The organism is Serratia nematodiphila DZ0503SBS1, assembly GCF_000738675.1.
Classification (GTDB): Bacteria; Pseudomonadota; Gammaproteobacteria; order Enterobacterales; family Enterobacteriaceae; genus Serratia; species Serratia nematodiphila.
This window is the reverse complement of the sequence record NZ_JPUX01000002.1, coordinates 536,486-559,347: the sequence shown is the minus strand read 5'-3', so window position 1 is coordinate 559,347 and position 22,862 is coordinate 536,486. Positions and strand designations below refer to the sequence as shown.

Sequence of the window (22,862 nt, the reverse complement as noted above, 5' to 3'; positions counted from 1 at the left end):
AAATGGCGCTGAGGCCGTGACTCCTCTGCTACATTTTACAGGTCTTACCAGTTTGGCGCGTTGACCAAACGGGCGAGGGAGCCCACGCGGCTCCCTCTTTCTGTAATCACCAGGCAGGAGCGATCGTTCCCTATGCAAACCTTTATCAAAGTTCGCGGTTATCACCTTGATGTCTACCAGCACGTTAACAATGCCCGCTATCTGGAGTTTCTGGAGGAGGCGCGCTGGGAGTGGCTGGAAAACGAGCCAGGGTTCCGCTGGATGACGGAAAACAACATCGCTTTCATCGTGGTGAACATCAATATCAATTACCGCAGCCCGGCGGTATTGGGGGATAAGCTGCGTATCGACAGCCAGATGGTGCAGCTCAACGGCAAGAGCGGGGTACTGAGCCAAAAGGTGACGCAGGATCCGGCGGGGACGCCGGTGGCAGACGCGCTGCTGACTTTCGTGTGCGTCGATCTGAAAACGCAGCGTGCGCTGCCGATCGAAGGAGAATTGCGCGAGCACCTGGAGGCGCTCACGCTGAAGGAGAATCCGCAGTAAGCTCACGGGCGGCATAGGCTGCCGCCGTCACTGCCCTCAGGCCAGGCCGGCTTTCTGTTTCAACGCCGCCATCACTTCCGCCTGGTTGGCCCGGTACTGCGTCAGGCCATTGGCGCGCAGGTTGCAGGCGGCGCACTCGCCACAGCCGTCACCCTTGATGCCGTTGTAGCAGGTCAGCGTATCCTGGCGTACGCGATCCAGCTGGTGGTAATAATCCGCCAGTGCCCAGGTCTCGGCCTTGTTCAGCCACATCAGCGGCGTTTCGAAGCGGATATCGCGGGCGATGCCCAGCGTCACCGCCTTGTTCAGCGCTTTAACGAACTCGTCGCGGCAATCCGGGTAGCCGGAGAAATCGGTTTCACACACGCCGGTGATCACCGCTTCCGCTTCGACCTGGTAGGCGTAGATCGCCGCCAGCGTCAGGAACAGGATGTTGCGGCCCGGCACGAAGGTGCTCGGCAGCGCATTTTTCTGGTTGGGATCGTAGGCGGGAACCGGAATATTGTCGCGCGTCAGGCTGCTGACGGCCAGCTCATTGAGCAGCGTTACGTCCAGCACCTTGTGCGCCTTGGCGCCGAGGGCTACCGACAGCTCTTGAGCCACTTCAATCTCGGCGCGATGGCGCTGGCCGTAATCGAACGTGACGCAGTGAACTTCGTCATACTGTTGCAATGCCTGTATTAAGCAGGTCGTGGAGTCTTGTCCACCGCTGAAAACGACAACCGCGCGCTTCATAAAATCACCTTTTTGGGCTTTGGCCTCTCCCGATACACATTCGGGCGGCAGGATAAAAATTGCGTTGCGGCGACAATAGTAGCAGAAAGGGCCGTCAGACGCAGGGCGGTTCGGTTCAGGCCGCTCCGTCGTCCACCGGCGGCGGCAGCCACGCCTGGCAAAAATCGAACCAGCCGTGGGCGGTCAGCGTGACGCCATGCATGCGCGGCGGCGCGCTGATCTGATACTGGTAGTGAAACAGCGGCGTGATGATGGCGGCGGCCATCAGCTTTTGATAATAGGCCTGCAGCCGTGCGAAACGCGGTTGCTGCGCCTGCAGCTGCTGGATCTGCCGCAGCGTATCCTGTTGCTGCTGCCAGCGGCTTTCCGTCAGGATGCCGCGCCACAGCGTATCCTGCCGCAGCCAGCTCTCCAGCGTCGCCTCCGGCGCTTCGCCGATCAGGTTGTCCGCCAGCAGCAGATCGGCCTGGGCGATCTGCTCCTCGCTTTGCCAGCGCTTGCCGGCATAGTAACGCACTTCCAGCTCGCAGCCGTGCTGCGCGAGCAACCGCTGTAGCGCGGCCGTCACCGTTTCCAGCTCGACCGGCGGCCGATACAGCAGCGTCAGCCGGGCGGGCAGGGCGACATCCTCTTCGACCTGTTGGCGGGGGATGCGCCAGCCGGGCAGCATTTCATGGCTGGGGGTGATCACACTGTTGGGGATCGGCAGATGGCTCAGCAGGCCGGACTGCTGGATCAGCATCAGCAGCTTTTGCCCCTGTGCTTCGTTCAGCACGCCGTGGCGCAGGTTCAGCGCCAGATAACACCAGCCCAGGCTCATGCTGCGCTGCACCGGCCGGGCCTGCGCTAAATCGTCTTGCTGGCCTATGGTGATGCGCACCGGATGCTGGCAACTGGTGTAGGTGCCGGCGGTAGGTAAATCGGGGGTGATCCAGTATTCGATGGTATCCAGATACGGATGCTGCAGATGATAACCGGCGTGCTGTTCCAGCCGCACCAGTTGCGGCTCATTCAGTGTCAGCTTGAACGGGCCGGCGCCGATGGCCGGCAGCTCCGGGTGAGTCATCAGGCAAGGCAGCTCCGCCAGACGGTGGGCCAGCCAGTAGTCCGGCAGGTGTAGATCGAACTGAATGCACAACGGATGCGGCAGGCTGATGCGCGCGACGTTGGCCAGGCTGGGTTGGCTGCGCGGATGGCGCTGCAGTTTTTCCAGCGTTTGCAGCAGTTGGTGGCCGGTCAACGGTTCGCCGTTGTGCCAGCGCAGCTGGCTGCGCAGAAAGAAGCGCCAGCGCAGGCCGCGATCGCTAATCTGCCAATGGTGCGCCAGATCGGGCTGCGGTTCCGGGTTACCGGTCATCAGGCGCGTCAGTCCGGCGTGCAGGGTCGACACCAGATGTTGTTCGGCGCGGCCGGTCAACGTGAGCGGGTCGAGCGCTTCCAGCGTGCGGTAATAGGGAATGCGCAGCGTCGGGCTGCCGGCCTGCCATTGCCCGCCGAGATGCGGGCTGAGCAGATCCTGCAGGTGCTGCGGATCGAGCTGCGCCATCTCCAGCGCCCCCTGATGATTGCCCTGTTGCAGCAGCTGTTGAAGTAGCTGCGCGCGCAGTTCATCCGGGGTTTTCAGGCAGTGCAGGCGAGCGCGCTTACCGCGGCCGGGCTGCGAATGCCAGCTCAGCCAGCCCTGATCCTGCAGCTGCTGCACCAGCGTGCGGGCATGGCGTTCGCTGCAGTAGAACATCGCCGCCAGCTCGCCGATGGTCACGGCGACCGGCGCGCTGCCGAGCTGTTGATACAGGCGTTGATATTGGCTGAGGCGGTGAACCAGGCGCATGGGCAGAAATCCGGAACAGTTTTCTCAAATTGTTCACTATTACTTCCGCAAATGCCATCCCATACTGCAGTGATTGTAATCGTGTTCACATTCATGAGGTCTTTATGTATCGCCTGGCAGCTTTCGATATGGACGGCACGCTGTTGATGCCGGATCACCGGGTTGGCCCGGAAACGCTGGCGGTGCTGAACCAGCTGGTGGAGCGGGAGATGGTGGTGACGTTCGCCACCGGGCGCCACTACCTCGATGCGCAACCGATCATGGCGCAACTGGGGCTGCAGGGGTACCTGATCACCGGCAACGGCACGCGGGTATATGACAACCGCGGCCAACAGCTGCACGCCACCGACCTGCCGGCGGCGGTGGCCGAAGAGGTGCTGCATCATCATTGGCGCACTCGCGCCAGCATGCATGTATTCCGCGACGAAGGTTGGCTGACCGAGTTTCCCGTGCCGGAAGAGATGCTGCGGGCGCATCACCTGAGCGGTTTTCGTTTTCAGCTGGCCGATGTGCGCCGTCTGCCGGCGTTCGGCAACAGCAAGGTGTGCTTTGTCGCGCCACATGAGGAGTTGCTGGCGTTGCAGGTGCAGCTGCGGGCGCAATTGGGCGACGAGGCAGACCTGTGCTTTTCCGCCTACGACTGTCTGGAGGTGCTGCCGCTCGGTTGCAACAAAGGCACGGCGCTGGAGCGGCTGAGCCGTCATCTGGGGCTGACGATGGCCGACTGCATGGCGTTCGGCGACGCGATGAACGACAAAGAGATGCTGGGAGCGGTGGGGCACGGCGTGGTGATGGGCAACGCCCTGCCGCAGCTGAAATCCCTGCTGCCGCAGCTACCGGTTATCGGCCATTGCCAACAACAGGCGGTGGCTCACTATTTACAACATTGGCTGCGTTCACCTTGCCTCACCTATTCCCCCGAAGAATGAGGTTCTCCTTACAGCCGGCCGGGTATGACTACCCGGCTTTTTTTTACCCGAAGCCTGGCGTTACAAATCCGCCAGCTGCGCGAGATACGGCTGCAGATCGCCGATGTTGTTGCTGACCCAATCCGGGTTGTAATAGGTATCCAGATAACGCTCGCCGCTGTCGCACAGCAGGGTGACGATCGCCCCTTGCTCGCCGTTTTCCCGCATCTGCTTCGCCAACTGCAGCGCACCCCAAACGTTGGTGCCGGTAGAGGCGCCAACCTTGCGGCCCAGCACGCCTTCCAGCCAGTGAATGGTGGCGACGCTGGCGGCATCCGGCACGCGCAGCATGTTGTCGACCACCGAAGGGATGAACGACGGCTCGGCGCGCGGGCGGCCGATGCCTTCGATACGGCTGCCGCAGCTGCCGATCAGGGTGCGATCGCCGTGGTGGAAGCAGTCATAGAACACCGAGTTTTCCGGATCAACCACCGTCAATTGGGTGTCGTGCCCCTGATAGCGGATGTAGCGCCCCAGCGTGGCAGAGGTGCCGCCGGTGCCGGCGCTCATCACGATGTGTTTCGGCACCGGGAAAGGTTCGCGCGCCATCTGGCGGAAGATGCTGTCGGCGATGTTGTTGTTGCCGCGCCAGTCGGTGGCGCGCTCGGCGTAGGTGAACTGATCCATATAGTGGCCGTTCAGCTCTTTCGCCAGCTGTTCGGAGGCAGCGTAGATCTGGGCGGCATGATCGACGAAGTGACAGCGGCCGCCGTAAAAGGCGATCTGCTCCACCTTGCGGCGCGCGGTGCAGGACGGCATCACCGCGATGAACGGCAGGCCGATCAGACGGGCGAAGTAGGCTTCGGACACCGCGGTGCTGCCGGAAGAGGCCTCGATGATGGTGGTGTTCTCGGTGATCCAGCCGTTGCACAGGCCATAAAGGAACAGCGAGCGCGCCAGGCGGTGTTTCAGGCTGCCGGTCGGGTGGGTGCTCTCGTCTTTCAGGTACAGGCAGATGCCGGGAAACGCCGGCAGGTTCAGGCGAATCAAGTGCGTATCGGCGGAGCGCTGAAAATCCGCTTCTATTTCACCGATAGCATATTTTACCCAAGAGTTTGTCATGATATGGCCTCAGAATAGGGGGCTGGTTTATGGCGTAGCATAGCCTGTCGGCGGGAAAAAAGGATTGCCATTTTCCCTGTTTAATCGCCTAATGGGAGAAAATTTTTCTCCGGGTGGCCGCTATGTTAGATAAAACAGACCGTAAGCTGCTGTGCATGCTGCAGCAAGATTGCACCCAGTCGCTGCAGGCACTGGCCGATGCGGTCAATTTGACTTCGACGCCATGCTGGAAACGGCTGAAGCGCCTGGAGGACGAAGGCTATATCCGCGGCCGGGTGGCCTTGCTGGATAATGAAAAGCTCGGCCTGGGGTTGACGGCGTTCGTGCTGATCAAGACCCAGCAGCACAGCAGCGAGTGGTATCAGGCGTTTGTGCAGCTGACCAGCCAGATGCCCGAGGTGCTGGCGTTCTACCGGATGGCAGGAGAGTACGACTACCTGATGCAGGTCGAAGTGGCGGACATGAAAAGCTACGACGGCTTTTATAAGCGCCTGGTGAACGGCGTACCGGGCCTTATTGACGTCACCTCGAGCTTTGCCATGGAAAAAATCAAATACACCACCGCGCTGCCGGTGCCGGAGTGAAAAGTTAACCGGACGGGCGGCTCAACGGTGGTATCCTGCTCTGCTGAAGCAGAAAAAGAGACAAATCCCATAAAATCCTGGAATCAAACTGCGTGAGATTATTTGCACAAATCGGCTGGTACTTCCGCCGGGAGTGGCGCCGCTACCTCGGGGCGGTGGTGCTGCTGATCGTCATCGCCATCCTGCAACTGTTGCCGCCTAAGCTGGTCGGCATCATCGTGGACGGCGTCACCGAAAAACAGATGTCCACCGGCGTGCTGTTGGCCTGGCTCGGGCTGATGATCGGCACCGCGATCGTCGTTTATCTGCTGCGCTATGTGTGGCGGGTGCTGCTGTTTGGCGCTTCCTACCAGCTGGCGGTCGAACTGCGCGAAAACTTTTACCGCCAGCTCAGCCGACAAAACCCGGCGTTCTACCTGCGTCATCGCACCGGCGACCTGATGGCGCGCGCCACCAACGATGTGGATCGCGTGGTGTTCGCCGCCGGTGAAGGCGTGCTGACGTTGGTGGATTCGCTGGTGATGGGGGTGGTGGTGCTGGTGGTGATGAGCACCCAAATCAGCTGGCAGCTGACGGTGTTGGCGTTAATCCCGATGCCGCTGATGGCGATCGCCATCAAATATTACGGCGACCAGCTGCACCAGCGCTTTAAATCGGCGCAGGCGGCGTTTTCCAGCCTGAACGATCAGGCGCAGGAAAGCATGACCAGCATCCGCATGATCAAGGCCTTCGGGCTGGAAGATCACCAATCCAACCGCTTCGCCGACGTCGCGGCGCAGACCGGGGCCAAGAACATGCACGTGGCGCGGGTGGATGCGCGCTTCGATCCGACCATTTATATCGCCATCGGCGCGTCTAACCTGTTGGCCATCGGCGGCGGCAGTTGGATGGTGGTGAACGGTTCGCTGACGCTCGGGCAACTGACCAGCTTTGTGATGTACCTCGGCCTGATGATCTGGCCAATGCTGGCGCTGGCCTGGATGTTCAACATCGTCGAGCGCGGCAGCGCAGCCTACAGCCGCATCCGCAGCCTGCTCGACGAGGCGCCGGCGGTGCAGGATGGCCCGCAGGCGTTGCCGGCCGGGCGCGGCGTGCTGGAGGTGGATATCCGCGCGTTCCACTACCCGGAAAACCCGCATCCGGCGCTGCACGATGTGGCGCTGACGCTGAAACCAGGGCAAATGCTGGGGCTGTGCGGGCCGACCGGGGCCGGCAAATCGACGCTGCTGTCGCTGATCCAGCGCCAGTTCGACGTCGATCAAGGGCAGATCCGCTATCACGGCCTGCCGTTGCCGCAGGTCAAACTCGACGACTGGCGTTCGCGGCTGTCGGTGGTGAGCCAAACGCCGTTCCTGTTCTCCGATACCGTGGCGAACAACATCGCACTGGGCCATCCGGGGGCGACGCAGGCGCAGATCGAACAGGCGGCGCGGTTGGCCAGCGTCCATGAGGACATTCTGCGGCTGCCGCAGGGCTATGACACCGAGGTGGGCGAACGCGGCGTGATGCTGTCGGGCGGACAGAAACAGCGCATCTCCATCGCGCGCGCGCTGCTGCTGGATGCGGAGATCCTGATCCTCGACGATGCGCTATCGGCGGTGGATGGCCGTACCGAACACCAGATCCTGCACAACCTGCGCAGCTGGGGCAAGATCGCACGGTGATCATCAGCGCACACCGGCTGTCGGCATTAACCGAGGCCAGCGAAATCCTGGTGATGCAGCATGGCGGCGTGGCGCAGCGCGGCGATCCGGCGGCGCTGGCGGCGCAGCCGGGCTGGTATCGCGATATGTACCGCTATCAGCAGCTGGAAGCGGCGCTGGACGAAGCGCCGGAAAACGGTGAGGAGGCGTTGGCCGATGAATAAAGTGCAAAAGCTGTGGCCGACGCTGAAGCGCCTGTTGGCCTACGGTTCGCCGTACCGCAAACCGTTGGGGGTGGCGGTGCTGATGCTGTGGGTGGCGGCGGCGGCGGAAGTCGCCGGGCCGATCCTGGTGAGCTATTTTATCGATAATTACGTCGCCAAAGGGCAACTGCCGCTGATGATCGTCGGCGGGCTGGCGGCGGCCTACATTCTGCTGGAGCTGCTGGCGGCGGCGCTGCATTACTTCCAGGCGCTGCTGTTCAACCAGGCGGCGGTAGGCGTGGTGCAGCGGCTGCGCACCGACGTGATGGACGCCGCGCTGCGCCAGCCGCTCAGCGCCTTCGACACGCAACCGGTCGGGCAATTGATCTCGCGCGTCACCAACGACACCGAAGTGATCAAGGACCTGTACGTGATGGTGGTCTCCACGGTGCTGAAAAGCGCCGCGCTGATCGGCGCCATGCTGGTGGCGATGTTCAGCCTCGACTGGCGCATGGCGTTAGTGGCTATCTGCATCTTCCCGGCGGTGTTCGTGGTGATGGGCATCTATCAATATTACAGCACGCCGATTGTGCGCCGGGTGCGCAGTTATCTGGCGGACATCAACGACGGCTTCAACGAAGTGATCAACGGCATGGGCGTGATCCAGCAATTCCGCCAGCAGGTGCGCTTCGGCGAACGCATGAGCGCCGCCAGCCAGTCGCACTATCTCGCGCGCATGCAGACGCTGCGGCTCGACGGTTTCCTGCTGCGGCCGCTGCTCAGCCTGTTTTCGGCGCTGGTGCTGTGCGGTTTGCTGATGTTGTTTGGCTTCAGCGGTGAAGGCGTGATTGGCGTCGGCGTACTCTATGCCTTCATCAACTACCTGGGGCGTTTGAACGAACCGTTGATCGAGCTGACGTCACAACAGTCGATCCTGCAGCAGGCAGTGGTGGCCGGCGAACGTATTTTCGAACTGATGGATCGCAGCCAGCAGAGTTACGGTACCGACGATAGTCCGTTGGCTGGCGGCCGCATCGACATCACCGATCTGAGCTTCGCTTACCGCGCGGACAAAAAGGTGCTGCAGCATATTTCGCTGTCGGTGCCGTCGCGCGGCTTCGTGGCGCTGGTCGGGCACACCGGCAGCGGCAAGAGCACCTTGGCCAACCTGCTGATGGGTTATTACCCGGTCAGCGAGGGAGAAGTGCGTCTCGATGGCCGCCCGATCTCCAGCTTGTCGCACCGCACGCTGCGCCAGGGTGTGGCGATGGTGCAGCAGGATCCGGTGGTGATCGCCGATTCGGTGCTGGCCAACGTCACGTTGGGGCGCAATATCGAGGAACACGCCGTTTGGCGGGCGCTGGAAACGGTGCAGCTGGCGGATCTGGTGCGTGGCTTCCCACAGGGTATCCATACCCGGCTGGGGGAGCAGGGCAATAACCTGTCGGTTGGGCAGAAACAGCTGCTGGCGATGGCACGGGTCTTGGTGCAGGCGCCGCAGATCCTGATCCTCGACGAGGCGACCGCCAATATCGACTCGGGCACCGAACAGGCTATCCAGCGCGCGCTGCGTGCGATCCGCGAGCACACCACGCTGGTGGTGATCGCTCACCGCCTCTCGACGATCGTCGATGCCGATTCTATTCTGGTGCTGCATCGCGGCCAGGCGGTGGAGCAGGGCAACCATCAACAGCTGCTGGCGCAGCAGGGGCGCTACTACCAGATGTATCAGCTGCAGCTGGCGGGCGAGCAGTTGGCGGAAGCGGTGCGCGACGAGAGCCAACCCGCCTGATCCCACGGGCCGCGATCGCGGCCCTTATTTTTCACAACGCACCACAAGCAGGCAACTCCGCCAGGCTACGCCCCCTTTCTGCACTTTTTCGACGCGACGCGCACCAAATCAGTGCGCATTATTTAACCCATTCAAGGTATCGGTACTGCACCGCGCCGCGGCGCCGCCCGCGTGCTCGCTAATCCGCTGAATCGCCATGCAAAATAAAATTTGGCACAGCCCTTGCTACATATGAGGCGTACCGGGGTGAGTTTGGGCTTAATTCGTGGAGAGGCAATATGAAGCTGGTGACCGTGGTAATCAAACCGTTCAAGCTGGAGGACGTGCGCGAGGCCTTGTCCTCCGTGGGCATTCAGGGGTTGACCGTAACCGAAGTGAAGGGCTTTGGCCGCCAGAAAGGGCACGCCGAGCTGTATCGCGGCGCCGAATATAACGTCAACTTCCTGCCCAAGGTCAAAATCGATATCGCCATCGCCGACGATCAGTTGGATGAAGTGGTTGATGTCATTAGCAAAGCCGCCTACACCGGCAAAATCGGCGACGGCAAAATTTTCGTTGCCGAATTGCAACGCGTGATCCGTATTCGCACCGGCGAAACCGACGAATCGGCACTGTAACCGCGAACTCAGTTAAGTGATGGGGATGATTGATAATGAAAAGACTGTTATCCATGTTGGGCCTGAGTTCGGTAACCCTGGTTCCTTCTTTGGCCCTGGCCGCCCCGGCGGTCGCCGATAAGGCCGACAACGCCTTTATGATGATCTGCACCGCGTTGGTGCTGTTCATGACGCTGCCCGGCATCGCGCTGTTTTACGGCGGCCTGCTGCGCGGCAAAAACGTGCTGTCGATGCTGACGCAGGTCACCGTCACCTTCGCGCTGGTCTGCGTGCTGTGGGTGTTGTATGGCTATAGCCTGGCGTTCAGCGAGGGCAATGCGGTGTTCGGCGGATTCCAGACGGCGATGCTGAAAGGCATCGGCATCGACAGCGTCACCGGCAGCATCAGCCAGATGATCCACGTCGCCTTCCAGGCCTCCTTCGCCTGTATCACCGTGGCGCTGGTGGTGGGTGGCTTCGCCGAACGCATTCGCTTCTCGGCGGTGCTGATCTTCGCGATCCTGTGGTTCACGCTGTCTTATCTGCCGATCGCGCACATGGTGTGGGGCGGCGGTTACCTGGCCGCCGACGGCGCATTGGATTTCGCCGGCGGCACCGTGGTGCACATCAACGCCGCCAGCGCCGGGTTGATCGGCGCCTACCTGATTGGCAAGCGCGCCGGCTTCGGTAAAGAGGCCTTCAAACCGCACAACCTGCCGATGGTGTTTACCGGGGCGTCTATCCTGTATATCGGCTGGTTCGGCTTCAATGCCGGTTCCGCCAGCGCGGCCAACGGCATTGCGGCTCTGGCATTCCTCAACACCGTGGTTGCCACTGCGGGCGCCATTCTCTCCTGGACCTTCGCCGAGTGGGTGCTGCGCGGCAAGCCTTCATTGCTGGGCGCCTGCTCCGGCATGATCGCCGGGCTGGTAGCAGTGACGCCGGCGGCGGGCACCGTGGGCGTGGGCGGGGCGTTGATCATCGGCCTGGTGGGCGGCGTCGCCGGCCTGTGGGGCGTCGTGACGCTGAAAAAATGGCTGAAAGTGGACGACACCTGCGACGTGTTCGGTGTGCACGGGGTGTGCGGCATCGTCGGCTGCCTGTTGACCGGGGTGTTCACCGCCTCTTCACTGGGCGGCACCGGTTACGCCGAAGGGGTGACGATGGGCCATCAGGTCTGGATCCAGCTGGTGAGCGTGCTGATCACGCTGGTGTGGTCGAGCGTCGCCGCCTTTATCGCCTTCAAGATCGCGGGCGCCATGGTTGGATTGAGAGTGCCGGAGGAGCAGGAACGCGAGGGGCTGGACGTCAACAGCCACGGCGAGAGCGCCTACAACCAGTAAGGCTCAAAGCAGGGCAGTGCGCTAAAGACTAAAATAATGATGAAGCCAAAAGGGGCGATGGAAACATCGCCCCTTTCTTTATGCTGCGGATCAGGCGTCGCGTTGGCGAATCACCCCTTCCTGCACGGTGGTGGCGACCAGTACGCCGTCGCGGGTATAAATCTGGCCGCGCACAAAGCCCCGTGCGCCGGAGGCAGAGGAGCTCTCCACCGCGTACAGCAGCCAGTCATCCATGCGGAACGGACGGTGGAACCACATTGAGTGGTCAATGGTGGCCACCTGCATGCCCGGCTCGAGGAAACCGACGCCGTGCGGCTGCAGCGCCGTCGGCAGGAAGTTAAAGTCCGACGCGTAGCCCAGCAGATATTGGTGGATGCGCTGATCGTCCGGCATGCTGCCGTTGGCGCGGAACCACACGTAGCGATGCGGTTCTTCCACGCTGCCTTTCAGCGGGTTATGGAATTTCACCGGGCGCATTTCGATCGGCTTCTGGCCGATAAATTTTTCGCGCACTTTTTCCGGCAGCATATGCGCCAGCTTCTGGGCGATCTCTGATTCAGACAGCAGCCCCTCTGGCGGCGGCACGTCCGGCATCAGATTCTGATGCTCGAAACCCGCTTCCGGACTCTGGAAGGAGGCGGTCATATAGAAGATAGGTTTGCCGTGCTGGATGGCGCTGACGCGGCGCGCGCTGAAGCTGTTGCCGTCGCGCAGGGTTTCCACGTCGTAAACGATAGGCTTGCTGCTGTCACCCGGGCGCAGGAAGTAGCTGTGGAACGAATGCACGCTGCGTTCGTCCGGCACCGTCTGTTTGGCGGCGTACAACGCCTGGCCGACCACCTGCCCGCCGAACACCTGGCGCAGTCCCAGATCTTCACTCTGACCGCGGAACAACCCTTCTTCGATTTTCTCCAGATCCAGCAGATCGAGGAGGTTTTGCAATGCCTGGCTCATAAAGTTGTTACCTTTCTAATAATCATTTTGCGCAGTGTGCGGAATATCACGGCGCGGCGTCAACATTTTGCGTTAAGGGGCCGATGAGAATGCTCTTAATCATGGACGCCTTGGGCTGTTTAAGTGATTAATAGGCGGGGTAAAGTGGATTTATCAGTGTTTTGTGCTAGGTTTAATAGGTGAGGTGGTGAAAGCCACCAACATGTTGATAATAAAAAAGGAGACCGATCCATGAAACTCTGGCAAATCGTAGGCGGTGCTGCGGCACTGACGATCACGCTGGCAGGATGCGCGCAAAAGAGTGCCGATGTGCCTACACAGACGGCCGGTAACCCGGCGGCTGCGCAAACGCAGATTCAGGGCCCGGCGGTGACAGGTTCGGTTAATATACGTCAGCGCATTGCGCTGCCGCCGGACGCCGTACTGACGGTCACCCTCTCTGACGCTTCGCTGGCAGATGCGCCGTCCAAAGTGATTGCACAGCGCGCGGTGCGTACTGAAGGGCAGCAGGCGCCATTCAGCTTTACGCTGCCGTACAACCCGTCCGACATCCAACCGAATGCGCGCATCATTCTGAGCGCGGCGGTGACGGTCAACGGGCGCCTGATGTTCATTACCGACACCATCCAGGAAGTGGTTAACCGCAACGGCACCCGCGCCGATCTGCTGCTGGTTCCGGTTCAGGGTGTGCCGATTCAGGCTGCGCCAACCGCCATGCAGTAAACTTACTGCGGTACAGCAAGATGAAATAAACAGCCTTTGCGCTTCGGCCAAAGGCTGTTTTGTTTTACCAGCGCCAGCCGTAGCGTTCGAAATCGACCGTGCTGTGCGGGCCGAAAATTATCCCCTCCGCCAGCAGTGCCTGCCGTTGCCGTTGAAAATCCTCCCCCTGCTGCGAGATCTGTCCGTGGCGGTTGATCACCCGGTGCCAGGGCAGTGCGCTGCCTTCCGGCAAACGCCGCAGCACGCCGCCAACCTGACGCGCGGCGCGCGGCGAGCCGGCCAGCCGGGCGACTTCACCGTAAGTGGTGACTTTGCCGAACGGGATGGCGGCCACGATATGGAAAACCCGCTGGCTGAAAGAGGCGTCTTCTGGTTGCATATTGCTGTTCCTGCACGAGTCAAAACCCAGGCGAAGAGTGTGCCACAATGCAGGTGGGCAAGAAAACAGCGGTTGGCCCCGGTTGGCTTGCTATTTGGTGGGGCATCGCCGATAATGCCCACCGCTTCGGAGTACAGAAGCCGTCAATGGGGGCCCTGTTGGTTCTCCCGCAACACTAACTTGTGAACTCGGTCAGGTCCGGAAGGAAGCAGCCGCAGCAGGTGACGTGTGTGCCGGGATGTAGCTGGCAGGGTCCCCACCCATTTGGGCCCCCATTTTCCGCCATCGTTCGCCCTGATTACCGGGCAGGCACGCCGCGCGAACTTTCCCTGATAACCAACCGTGGCTCGAGCTTCAGCGACGCCGGCGTTTCTCCTTTCATTTTTTTCAACAGCAATTCCATCGCGCGGTAGCCCATATCCCGCATTGGCGAGCGCACGCTGCTCAGTGCGATCGGCAACTGAGCGGCCAGCGGCGTATCGTTGAAGCCGACGATGGCGATATCGCGGCCTGGCGTCAATCCGCAGTCTCGCGCAGCGCCCATTAAGCCAATCGCCAGAAAGTCATTGACGGCGAAAACGGCGGTTGGCGGCCGCGGCCCGGAGAGCAGCGAAATGCCGACCTGGTGGCCGGATGCTGTATCGAAATGGCTGGGGATGATGTTGGCGTCCGGCATTTCAATGCCGGCCTGGCGGCAGTAACGGATAAAGCCGGCTGTTCTATCCAGGCCGGTGCTGGCGAAGGGTTCGCCGGAGACGACGGCGATGCGGCGATGACCTTGCTCGATCAGGTGCCGCGCCGCCAGCTCACCGCCGAGATAGTCATCGCACGTGACGGCGCAATGCTCGCCGGCGCGCCGACTGACCAGCACGAAAGGCACGCCTCGCGCGGCGATGTCCGCCAGAAAACGATTGTCCGACGTCAGGTGAGCGTCACCGATGATCAGGCCGTCCACCCGCCTGGCCAGCGCCATTTCCCCGCGCTCTTGTTGCGTGTTCGGCCGATCGTGGGTATTGGAGACAAAGGTGGATATGCGGTTTTTGGCCGCCGCCTCGTCAATGCCCTCGTAAATGGTGGCCAGCACCAGATCGGAAAGGCGAGGCACCAGGACGCCAATCACCTGGCTGCGCTGCGTTTTCAAGCTGGTGGCGTGTGGGTTGGGGCGATAGTTCAATTCTGCGGCGAGCTGTCTGATGCGTTGCACGGTTTCCGGCGAGGCGGCCAGAGAGGCGTCATCTTGCGAGCCGTTCAACACGCGGGAAATGGTGGAAACATGCATGCCCAGGCGAGCGGCGAGCGCTTTCAGCGTAATGGGTTTATCGGTGTTCTCCATGTTTTCCTTCTCGGCTGGGCGAATTGGCGGAAACAGCGCAGGGCGGCATGCCGCCAAGCCTCGACATCATGCCACGAATTCGATCACAACACGGCTCTTGTTTATTTATTAACCATGATGCGGCTCACGTTATTTAACAAAACAACAACAACCCGTATTGACTTGGTTGGCTTACGATCATAAACCTAGCAAACCCAAACGTTTGGGTAAAGGCGTATTGGTTAACCCAAACGTTTGGGTTGATGATAAAAACAATCGGGGAAAAGAGAATGAACGAGAATAACAAAACGTGTGTCAGTCCGGTGCGGGTTGCCGTCGTTCAGTTCGATCCGCAGGTGGGCACGGAGAACCGCGAACGCAACTTGCGATACGGGCTGGGGCTGGCGCAGCAAGCCGCTGCGGCAGGGGCGAATTTGATCGTGCTACCCGAACTGGCCAATACCGGATACCTGTTTACCCACCGGCAAGAGGCGTTCGACCATGCAGAAGAGGTGCCAAACGGCCCCAGCGTTCAGGTTTGGATGGACTTCGCCAGAAAGCACGATGTTTATCTGGTCGCCGGCGTGGCGGAGCGCGATGGCGCACAGCTGTACGACACTGCCGTGCTGGTTGGCCCCGACGGATTCATTGGTCACTACCGCAAGGCGCACCTGTGGAATCTGGAAAAGCTGTGGTTTACTCCAGGCAATTTGGGTTTCCCGGTGTTCGATACGCCGATAGGGCGTATCGGCATGCTGGTGTGCTGGGACATCTGGTTCCCGGAGGTGCCCCGCCTGTTGGCGCAGCAAGGCGCAGATATCATTTGCAGCGTGAACAACTGGGTGTGGACGCCTCCGCCGCTGTTTGATGAAGCCGGCCGCTGTATGGCGTCTTATCTGACGATGACCGCCGCACACGTCAACAATGTCTTTATCGCTGCGGCGAATCGGGTGGGGAGCGATCGCGGCGAACGTTTCCTGGGGTGTTCGCTGATTGCCGGCACCAACGGTTGGCCGATCGGCGCGATCGCGTCGGCGGAAGATGAAACCATTTTATATGCGGATATCGATCTGTGCGCGGCCCGCAGCGCACCAATCTGGAACAGCCTGAACGACCTGCATCGCGATCGCCGCACCGATGTTTACGACGCGATGTTGGGTTATCGCATTCATCCAGCGTTCCCTCGGTGAGGCGGCCCTTATGGAGAACAGGTCGGTTTCAATCCGGGGAATAAAATGCGGGACGGTGGCGCTGAATATCGCGGCGGCCGCCGCGCTGGCGGCCGCATTGGCGCTCGCCGCGCAGCTGGCGACGGCGGTGGGGCGCACGGCGCATTGGCCCGATTACACGTCGATGTTGGCGCAGTGGCCGGCGCCGTTAGCCTGGCTGAGGTGGGTGCTGGGGGATATGAGCGAGGCGACGTTCTACAAACATGAGCTGGCCTCTCTCGGCATGTTGGCTGGCGGCGCGCTGGCCTGGCGGGCGTGCCGCAGGGGCAGTCAATGGCAGGGGTTCGCCATTTCTTATGCGACGGGGCTGTGGCCCTGGCTGCTGCTCAGTTCAACGCTGGGATTGGTGCTCAGCAACCTGTTATGGGGATGGACGATCCGCGACGGGCAAGGGTGGCAACCGACCTTTGTCGCCTTTGTTTCACTGCCGGCCGCGACGGTGCTGATGTATGGCCGGGGATGGAAAATAACCGTCGTTGGCGCGGTGCTGGGGGCATTGTTGGTGACGCCGTCGTCGCTGTTGTTGGTTAATTTTGTCTTTGCGCCGTTGGCGCTGCCGGGCGTGATCGGCAACGTTGGCGGCATGGCGTTGGGAAGCGTGGTTGCGTTTATGCTGTATCGCCGCCTGCCGTGGCTGACGACCCACGACAACGCGCCGCAGATCGTCGCCGCACTGCCTCCCGAACAGGTTTTTGGGCCGGTCTGGACCGTGCGCAGGATGCTGGCGGACTTTACCGAATCACCTTTTTTCGGCAACGAGTGGGCGAGCGCCGGCCTCATTGCGGGGGTATTGTTGGCCACCGCGCTGAACGCCTTGTCGCCCGCTTACGGTTCCGGACTTCTGGCGGAAATCTTGACGGCTCAGGCGCTGGCCGCCGCGATTGCTGTCGTGGTCTGGCGCCGTCAGTGGATTGCCCAAGGCTGGTATCCCACCTACATCCCGGTGGTGTCGGTGGCGCCGGCCGCCGTGTTGGCCTACGGCGGTACCGCGACGGCGATCGTCGGTGGAGCCTTGCTGGGGGCGCTGTTGGGACCTCCTTTGGCCGCGGCGTTTTCTCGCCGTTTGCCCAAGGACTTTCACCCTTATGTGGGCAATGTGTTGTCGATGGCGTTCAGCACGTTGCTGATCGTGCCGGCGTTGGGGCTGTTGCCGGGGAGCGGCGGTCATTAACGGCCGCGTGCATCGTTTTATCTGTAGGAATTCATTATGTCGCTAACGACTCCGAATGTTGCTTTAACAGACGGTTATTTCGCGGGGAAAAGCCTGGAACAGCTGGCGCAGGCGCTGCGCAGCCGGCGAACGAGCGCGGTTGAGCTGACAGAACACGCGTTGGCCGGCATCGCCGCGATCGAGCCTGAGCTGAATACCTTCACCCATATCGCCGCGGAACAGGCCCGGCGCAGCGCTGCCGAGGCGGATACCCTGCTAGCGGCGGGGAAGGATTTGGGCATATTGCACGGGGTGCCCGTCGGCATTAAGGACAACATTATGACGGCCGGTATGCCAACGACCATGGGGTCCGCGCATTTTCGGGACTTTGTGCCGGAACAGGACGCCGACTGCGTTGCGGCCTTAAAAAAAGCCGGCGCCATCATACTCGGTAAGACGACGACGCACGAGTTTGCCTATGGTCCGACCGGCGATTGCGCTTTGCAGGGGGCGACCCGTAATCCCTGGGACAAGTCGAAAATGACGGGGGGCTCGAGTTGCGGCAGCGCCGCTGCGGTGGCCGCCGGCATCGTGCCCGTCGCGTTGGGTACGGATACCGGCGGTTCGGTGCGGATCCCCGCTGCGTTGACCGGCACGGTGGGGTTTAAGCCCAGCTATGGCGCCATCTCAACCGAGGGGGTTTTTCCGCTCTCGCGCAGCCTGGATCATGTGGGGATCATCGCCGGCTCTCCCGCCGACGTCGCCGCCGTTTACGCGATATTGGCGCCCGACGATGCGCCATCGCCTGCGGCCGATGTCGCTGGGCTGCGGCTGCATTGGGTGCCGCCAGCGGCTTTTGGCCCGCAGGATCCGCAGGTCGTCGCGCTGGCGGAGGCTTGGCTGCGCGCAGCCTGTGGGCGGAGGTTGCCGTCTGCCGTCGAGATCGCCCCGTGGGCAAGCGAGATGCAGCTGGTTCTTGGGCAGATACAAAAGAGTGAGGCCTATGAGGTGCACGCCGAGCGCGTGGCCGAGTGGCCGGAGCGCTTTCAACCCGAAGTGTTGCAGCGGCTCATCGCTTCGCGCGAGGTCAGAGGATGGGAATATGTGCGTGCGCTGGCGCGTCGCGAGGCGCTGTCGCGCCGTTTCGCGCGCGTGTTCGAATGCTGCGATGTGCTGCTGATGCCGACGGTGCCCGTTTGCGCGCCTGCGTTGCATGCGCGGACGCTGTTTCTCGGCGGACGTGTCTGCGGCGTTCGCGACGCACTGCTCAGCCTGACCAGCATATGGAATCTGCTGGGGCTGCCGGCGATCACTATCCCGTGCGGGTGGCTGAACGGGCTCCCTGTGGGGTGTCAGTTGATCGCGGCGAAAGGGAGGGATCGGTTGCTGATCGACGCGGCGCGGCAGCTCCTGGCCGCCGCGCGGTGAGTGGACGGCGCAAGGCGATCCGGCAGATCGCCTTGCGTAATGTAATGCGATTACACTTGGTAGTGAGGGTAATCTTCTATGCTGAATCCGCCGTTGAAGTGCGCGCCGGTGTTGTTGCAAAGATTGATGATGGTATCAATGGCGCCGCGCAGCGAAGGCTCCGTCCAGCCGGCATCGACGGAGAAAGACTCGCCGGCCAAATAGAGCCCGGAGTGCGCTGCGGTATCGCGGTTGTAGGCCAGCAGGCTCATGGCATCGGCATAGGTTCCTGCGCGGTAAAGCTTAGCGCAGCCGAGCGAGTTCGGCTCGGTGATCCAACGTACGACGCGCGCGTGCTCAGTTTGAATGTAGGGCGAAATAGGTTGGCCGATATTTTGTGAACGCAACAGGATGCGGTCCAGCTCCGCCACGCATTTTTCGACCAGAGCGGCGTCGCTGAAAGACGCCAGCTTGGTGGCGTCGTCTTCCCAAGTATAGCTGAGAAGAATACAGGGTGTTTCATAACCGCCGACGCTGTATTGATAGGCGTAAACGTCGTGAACGAAGGTATCGGTCACCAGGATTTGAGGGATTTTATTGCCGGGATCGGTGAAAAATGTCGGATCCAACGGCGCATAAACTTTACAGCTGGTTTCCCAGTGGGCGGTTTTGTAAGCGCGGGTGATGGTTTGCGGTAACTGTTGTGGTGAGAAGCCTTGCAGTTCCACGTCGACTTCCAGGATCCAGGATGGCACCGTCACCACGACCGAGTCGAAATCTTCATACGCCATTGCGGTGTCTGCGCCCACGGTATAGTGAACGCGAATGCCGTTTTCCCGCTTCTCGATGCGCTTCACGCGCTGCTGCGTGCCAAACCCGGCCTGGCGCTGCATGGCGTGCTCATAAAACGACAGCGCCTTGCCCTGCGGCGGCAGGAATAGCATGCAGTCGTCAAACGTGCGCACCCCACGATAGCGGGGGCCTTCAAAACGGCGGCCATAGGCATCCGGCAGCGTCAGCGCCTCGGCAAAGGGGCCGGGATTAAAGGCACCGTCTGGATCATAACGCCCGTGGATGAGTTGCAGCTGGCTGCCGAAACCGAATATCGCCGTGCGCAAGGGGTAGAGGGTGCAAACATCGTAGAAGGCGCCCCAACTGCCATCGCCAAAGCCGATGGAGTAAAAAATGTTGGACTCTTCATCGCTCATTGCCAGCCCGCCGAAGTTTCCCGGGTTCTCCGGATCCCAATGCTCGATGGCCGGCGCCTTGACAAAGTCGCGGAAGGCCGTGCGGGAATAGGTCTCGACAATGGCTTGCCACATGACCTCCCAATCGTCTGAACCATAAGTTTCACTGACTTTGTCGACCATTAGTTTTTCAAACGTCTTCCACTTGTCGAATACCGCCTGCAGTTGAGCGGTCGGCGGAGGCGTCGTGCCATCCGGGTTGACCCATACCTGCATGATAGGTTCAGCGCCGCCGTGCACCAAGCCTTCTTGCAGGTAAATGCCGGTTGAAGCGACCCATCGCGTGCCGGGGTTGGGGAAATCTTGAATCGAAAGCCCAAATTCACTGGCGTAGTAGGCCAGCAGCGAGCAGCCATCGTCAGGCGTTTCTCCGGCCAGATTAAAGTAAGGCATGCGCATCGCCGCCATCTCGAAGGGGGCGTAGCGGGTTGCCAATCCCTGGTTTGCGACGTCGGTAATGGTGTAATGGCGGCCGGCGATGCGGTCGCCCGCTTCCATGACGGTCACGTTATTGAAGCCACAGCGATACAGTTCGCGCGCCGCCGTCAGGCCGGTGATGCCTGCGCCTATAATGCAGATTTTATGGTCTGGCGCCGTCGCCTGAGCAATACCGCCGGTTTGCTCTACCAGCCGACGGTAATCGAACGACAAATCGGGCGGGTTTGGATAACGGCCGCCCCAGGCGCCGGAGGTATGCAGTTTTTGCGCGGCGGCCAGTTGTGCGGCGCGCTGTGCGGGATAGTTATAGCTGCTGCCAATCGTCATCGTGTTTCCTTTAGGGTTGGGTTTAGGTTTTTAGACGCTATCAGCAGTTGAATATAGTGATTTTTGTTTATGATTACTTACTTGTTTGGCGCTAAATGATCCAGGTCAACCCGCGTTGAAATTTGGTGATTCTGGCTTGATGAAAGTTATTTAATGTATTACTTGTTGTTATTTTTGTATTTTTTTGATTTTGTGGTGCTGGTTCTGATTTTTTGGTAATTATTTTAATGGTTATAGTTTCTAATGTTTTTGCGGGCGAGTGAAGGGCGCATGTGCGTTGAAAGAAGCGTAGGTGTGATGCGGCTCATCGTGCGGAGACAAGTGAGCCGATGAGACTTTTTGGCACGGATATTCAGGAAAAAGGTAAGGTGGTCGTGTGCAGCTATGAGCGGCTCAATGAGCTGCAGTGCTATCAATTCTTGCTGAACGTGCTGGATGTGTATGACTATGCAGTGATCGGTATGCCGAATAACGTGCTGAAAGTGATTGCGGCCAAAAACATCTCTCCGATCCTGACGCCGTTGATGGCCGTTCGTTTCGCCTGGCGTTTTTACCTGCCTGCGGCTCCCTATAGCGAAATGCTGAAAGGGTATGAGAAGGGCTGATACATTTGCTTCTATCTGCTTATTTGCCTGGTACTGATTAGCGGATTTTTAATGCTGGAGAACGGATTCGCCGTGTTCGGGTTTATCGATTTCCCCTGCCCGGTCAATAATCTCGAGGTGAATCAGTTCTTTCTCGCCGCACACCGTTATTCATGCATTGCGTTATCGGCCATGATGGTGATTCATGTATCGGCGGTGATAAAACACCACTGCTTCGTCAAACGGACTATTCTGCGCCGCATGTTCTAAAGCGCATGGCCTTATATTGACAGGAGAGGTTTTTATCGGCCGTGGCCGCATGAAAATAGGCCACCGCCGCGCGGCTTTGTCGGTTTTGCTTCGGCGCCGCGCAGACAATGCGTATGCGAATCTGACATATTAAGAGTGGCGTTCGGCAATGATTATTAACAATGGAAAAGAGAAGCGTTGGCGTTTTTGTTGTCAATAGGAAAAGTACGTATTCAACTTGAACATTGAAGCCGATAAAAGCATCGGCTCAACGCGTTGGGGGCTGATTATCTGACATATTTCCAAACGGAGGTGGGGATTTTGTCATACAGTTTGTTCATGGTGAGCTCTGCCAGACGATGATCTGCCGCTGAGTAAAACAGCTCCAGTTCATCATCGGAAAGCTCGTACTTATTTTTCTCAATAACACGTTCGAGAGTATCAATCGTGGTGCATTTACGTAAACGCATCAGATAGTCGGTTTTAGTCATGGTGGCCTTTAGTTTAATAACCGTAAAATAGCTTGGGAATAATTATCCCCTAAGTTTTCATTGTCGTACAGATGTCCTCTCCTGAGAACATTCTGAATAATCTCGCCTTGGTTTTTTGCCAGCGGCGCAGGTCGGAATCATTGATACCATAGCTGCTGAACAGCGTATAGGTATCGTCGAGATATTCTTCGACTAACTCCGACAGGTCAGATTCGTCCATGTATTTAATTTTATAACTCATCACAAACGAAGCGATATGTTCGATCAACTCATTAAGCTGCAGGTTGACGGAGGACGTCGGATCGTTGACCCACCCATGATGACTGTCTCCCAGGGTAGCGATACCTTCATCATACAAATTTTCGCACAAGAATTTGAGCTGAGCAATGTCGTGTCGCTTAGGCGAATACTCATCCATATCATCCCCTCCGTAAGTCTTAATTGCGGTGTGATAACACTATGTGAGTAAGCTGATTTACATCATGAACGGAGGCAGCTTAACGGTGGTTAAATAAACTTCCCGTAAAATGAATATAAATCATTTTTTCGCGTTTGGCCTGTAGTTATTACTTAAACTTACAATTCATCCGCAGTTGATGGGCGTGAGTTATCAATGATGTCGAAGATTAAACCCCGCGCCGTCACTCGAAACCGGACGCTGTCGTTGATGATATCTTCGCTGTTGATATCCAGGCAGGCATTAAAAATGCCCCACTTATAACGATAACTCATTGAATAATCGCTGTCACCTTGCTGCACTATATCAAGTATTTCTAATGAATCTTCGGCATAGCGTGCGCTTTCAGAATAAAAGCTGAGTCCGCTGGTCAGCGCCGGCACTAACTCCGCAATATTGTCATGAACCACTTTCTTTAATTTTTTAACAGAAAGTGCGTTGACGTCCAGGTTACAGGCAAGGGTAACAAGCATTAATCTCGGCCAACAACAATGTTATCTGCTTATCTTACTCCTTTTCCGCCCTCGTCGGTAAATTTTTCGATTTACCGCTGTTCTTTACCTTACGCCAACATTCCAACCGAATGGAAATATCCCTGGGTTTTGTAAGGAG

General features: G+C 59.4%; 22 protein-coding genes, 1 other RNA gene and 1 pseudogene. 14 read left to right on the top strand and 10 right to left on the bottom strand.

What is annotated here, in order from left to right; genetic code table 11:
• Window positions 1-132: 132 nt before the first annotated feature.
• Complete coding sequence (locus JL05_RS23240) at window positions 133-546, top strand: acyl-CoA thioesterase (RefSeq protein ID WP_033634000.1); 414 nt, start codon at window positions 133-135, stop codon at window positions 544-546.
• Between the two features lie 36 nt (window positions 547-582).
• Here JL05_RS23240 and queC read toward each other — a convergent pair whose 3' ends face one another.
• On the bottom strand, window positions 583-1,281 hold the full coding sequence (gene queC / locus JL05_RS23235) for a 7-cyano-7-deazaguanine synthase QueC (RefSeq protein ID WP_004940343.1): 699 nt from the start codon (window positions 1,279-1,281) through the stop codon (window positions 583-585).
• Between the two features lie 115 nt (window positions 1,282-1,396).
• Complete coding sequence (locus JL05_RS23230; protein ID WP_033633999.1) at window positions 1,397-3,112, bottom strand: SgrR family transcriptional regulator; 1,716 nt, start codon at window positions 3,110-3,112, stop codon at window positions 1,397-1,399.
• Window positions 3,113-3,216: 104 nt separating this feature from the next.
• Between JL05_RS23230 and cof the strand changes: the two genes are divergently transcribed.
• Window positions 3,217-4,041, top strand: a complete 825-nt coding sequence (gene cof / locus JL05_RS23225; RefSeq protein ID WP_004940341.1) for an HMP-PP phosphatase — start codon at window positions 3,217-3,219, stop codon at window positions 4,039-4,041.
• Between the two features lie 60 nt (window positions 4,042-4,101).
• On the opposite strand, the gene JL05_RS23220 is transcribed toward cof, so the two are convergent.
• Entirely contained in the window at window positions 4,102-5,142 is a 1,041-nt protein-coding gene (locus JL05_RS23220) for a PLP-dependent cysteine synthase family protein (RefSeq protein ID WP_033633998.1), read from the bottom strand.
• A gap of 122 nt (window positions 5,143-5,264) precedes the next feature.
• On the opposite strand from JL05_RS23220, the gene JL05_RS23215 reads away from it, so the two are divergent.
• The 5 genes and pseudogenes from JL05_RS23215 to amtB all read left to right on the top strand — a co-directional run bounded on the left by JL05_RS23215 (window position 5,265) and on the right by amtB (window position 11,303).
• Window positions 5,265-5,726 (top strand): Lrp/AsnC family transcriptional regulator, encoded by a 462-nt coding sequence (locus tag JL05_RS23215; RefSeq protein WP_004940330.1) that lies wholly within the window; start codon window positions 5,265-5,267, stop codon window positions 5,724-5,726.
• A gap of 92 nt (window positions 5,727-5,818) precedes the next feature.
• Window positions 5,819-7,593, top strand: a pseudogene (smdA, locus tag JL05_RS23210) (multidrug efflux ABC transporter permease/ATP-binding subunit SmdA).
• Entirely contained in the window at window positions 7,586-9,364 is a 1,779-nt protein-coding gene (smdB, locus tag JL05_RS23205) for a multidrug efflux ABC transporter permease/ATP-binding subunit SmdB (RefSeq protein WP_033633996.1), read from the top strand. Before smdA ends, smdB begins: the two are co-directional and overlap by 8 nt.
• Window positions 9,365-9,642: 278 nt before the next feature.
• Window positions 9,643-9,981, top strand: coding sequence for a P-II family nitrogen regulator (gene glnK, locus JL05_RS23200; protein ID WP_004940327.1), 339 nt, complete (start codon window positions 9,643-9,645; stop codon window positions 9,979-9,981).
• Between the two features lie 35 nt (window positions 9,982-10,016).
• Window positions 10,017-11,303, top strand: a complete 1,287-nt coding sequence (gene amtB, locus JL05_RS23195) for an ammonium transporter AmtB (RefSeq protein WP_033633994.1) — start codon at window positions 10,017-10,019, stop codon at window positions 11,301-11,303.
• A gap of 90 nt (window positions 11,304-11,393) precedes the next feature.
• On the opposite strand, the gene tesB is transcribed toward amtB, so the two are convergent.
• Entirely contained in the window at window positions 11,394-12,257 is an 864-nt protein-coding gene (tesB, locus tag JL05_RS23190; protein WP_004940320.1) for an acyl-CoA thioesterase II, read from the bottom strand.
• A 231-nt stretch (window positions 12,258-12,488) separates the two neighbouring features.
• Here tesB and JL05_RS23185 point away from each other — a divergent pair, with 231 nt between their 5' ends.
• Window positions 12,489-12,980, top strand: a complete 492-nt coding sequence (locus JL05_RS23185) for a YbaY family lipoprotein (RefSeq protein WP_004940318.1) — start codon at window positions 12,489-12,491, stop codon at window positions 12,978-12,980.
• A 64-nt stretch (window positions 12,981-13,044) separates the two neighbouring features.
• Here JL05_RS23185 and JL05_RS23180 read toward each other — a convergent pair whose 3' ends face one another.
• Entirely contained in the window at window positions 13,045-13,359 is a 315-nt protein-coding gene (locus tag JL05_RS23180; RefSeq protein WP_033633993.1) for an MGMT family protein, read from the bottom strand.
• Window positions 13,360-13,515: 156 nt separating this feature from the next.
• On the opposite strand from JL05_RS23180, the gene ffs reads away from it, so the two are divergent.
• Window positions 13,516-13,612, top strand: an RNA gene (ffs, locus tag JL05_RS24510) — signal recognition particle sRNA small type.
• 45 nt (window positions 13,613-13,657) lie between these two features.
• Here the strand turns inward: ffs and JL05_RS23175 are convergent.
• The gene (locus JL05_RS23175; protein ID WP_033633992.1) at window positions 13,658-14,692 is read right to left on the bottom strand and encodes a LacI family DNA-binding transcriptional regulator; all 1,035 of its coding nucleotides are present in this window, start codon (window positions 14,690-14,692) and stop codon (window positions 13,658-13,660) included.
• Window positions 14,693-14,961: 269 nt separating this feature from the next.
• On the opposite strand from JL05_RS23175, the gene JL05_RS23170 reads away from it, so the two are divergent.
• From JL05_RS23170 to JL05_RS23160, 3 genes are read left to right on the top strand one after another with little or no spacing between them, the layout of a single operon-like run.
• Window positions 14,962-15,861, top strand: a complete 900-nt coding sequence (locus JL05_RS23170; RefSeq protein WP_033633991.1) for a nitrilase family protein — start codon at window positions 14,962-14,964, stop codon at window positions 15,859-15,861.
• A 55-nt stretch (window positions 15,862-15,916) separates the two neighbouring features.
• Complete coding sequence (locus JL05_RS23165; RefSeq protein ID WP_202963936.1) at window positions 15,917-17,071, top strand: hypothetical protein; 1,155 nt, start codon at window positions 15,917-15,919, stop codon at window positions 17,069-17,071.
• Window positions 17,072-17,107: 36 nt separating this feature from the next.
• Window positions 17,108-18,478, top strand: a complete 1,371-nt coding sequence (locus tag JL05_RS23160) for an amidase (protein ID WP_033633990.1) — start codon at window positions 17,108-17,110, stop codon at window positions 18,476-18,478.
• 50 nt (window positions 18,479-18,528) lie between these two features.
• Here JL05_RS23160 and JL05_RS23155 read toward each other — a convergent pair whose 3' ends face one another.
• Window positions 18,529-20,469: a flavin monoamine oxidase family protein gene (locus tag JL05_RS23155; RefSeq protein ID WP_033633989.1), complete on the bottom strand. Its 1,941-nt coding sequence runs from the start codon at window positions 20,467-20,469 to the stop codon at window positions 18,529-18,531.
• Window positions 20,470-20,798: 329 nt separating this feature from the next.
• Between JL05_RS23155 and JL05_RS25810 the strand changes: the two genes are divergently transcribed.
• Together JL05_RS25810 and JL05_RS25805 are read left to right on the top strand one after the other, a co-directional pair.
• Entirely contained in the window at window positions 20,799-21,074 is a 276-nt protein-coding gene (locus tag JL05_RS25810; RefSeq protein WP_050501286.1) for a hypothetical protein, read from the top strand.
• Between the two features lie 3 nt (window positions 21,075-21,077).
• Window positions 21,078-21,323 carry a cytochrome b gene (locus JL05_RS25805; protein WP_302848139.1) on the top strand — a complete coding sequence of 82 codons (246 nt, stop codon included), beginning with the start codon at window positions 21,078-21,080 and terminating at the stop codon, window positions 21,321-21,323.
• 266 nt (window positions 21,324-21,589) lie between these two features.
• Here the strand turns inward: JL05_RS25805 and hha are convergent, their stop codons facing one another.
• The 3 genes from hha to JL05_RS23135 form a co-directional block, all read right to left on the bottom strand.
• Complete coding sequence (gene hha, locus JL05_RS23145) at window positions 21,590-21,793, bottom strand: hemolysin expression-modulating protein Hha (RefSeq protein WP_004940313.1); 204 nt, start codon at window positions 21,791-21,793, stop codon at window positions 21,590-21,592.
• A 49-nt stretch (window positions 21,794-21,842) separates the two neighbouring features.
• A complete protein-coding gene (gene tomB / locus JL05_RS23140) occupies window positions 21,843-22,211 on the bottom strand; it encodes an Hha toxicity modulator TomB (RefSeq protein ID WP_004940312.1) in 369 nt (122 codons plus the stop codon).
• 158 nt (window positions 22,212-22,369) lie between these two features.
• Complete coding sequence (locus JL05_RS23135) at window positions 22,370-22,723, bottom strand: hypothetical protein (RefSeq protein ID WP_004940311.1); 354 nt, start codon at window positions 22,721-22,723, stop codon at window positions 22,370-22,372.
• Window positions 22,724-22,862: the final 139 nt, after the last annotated feature.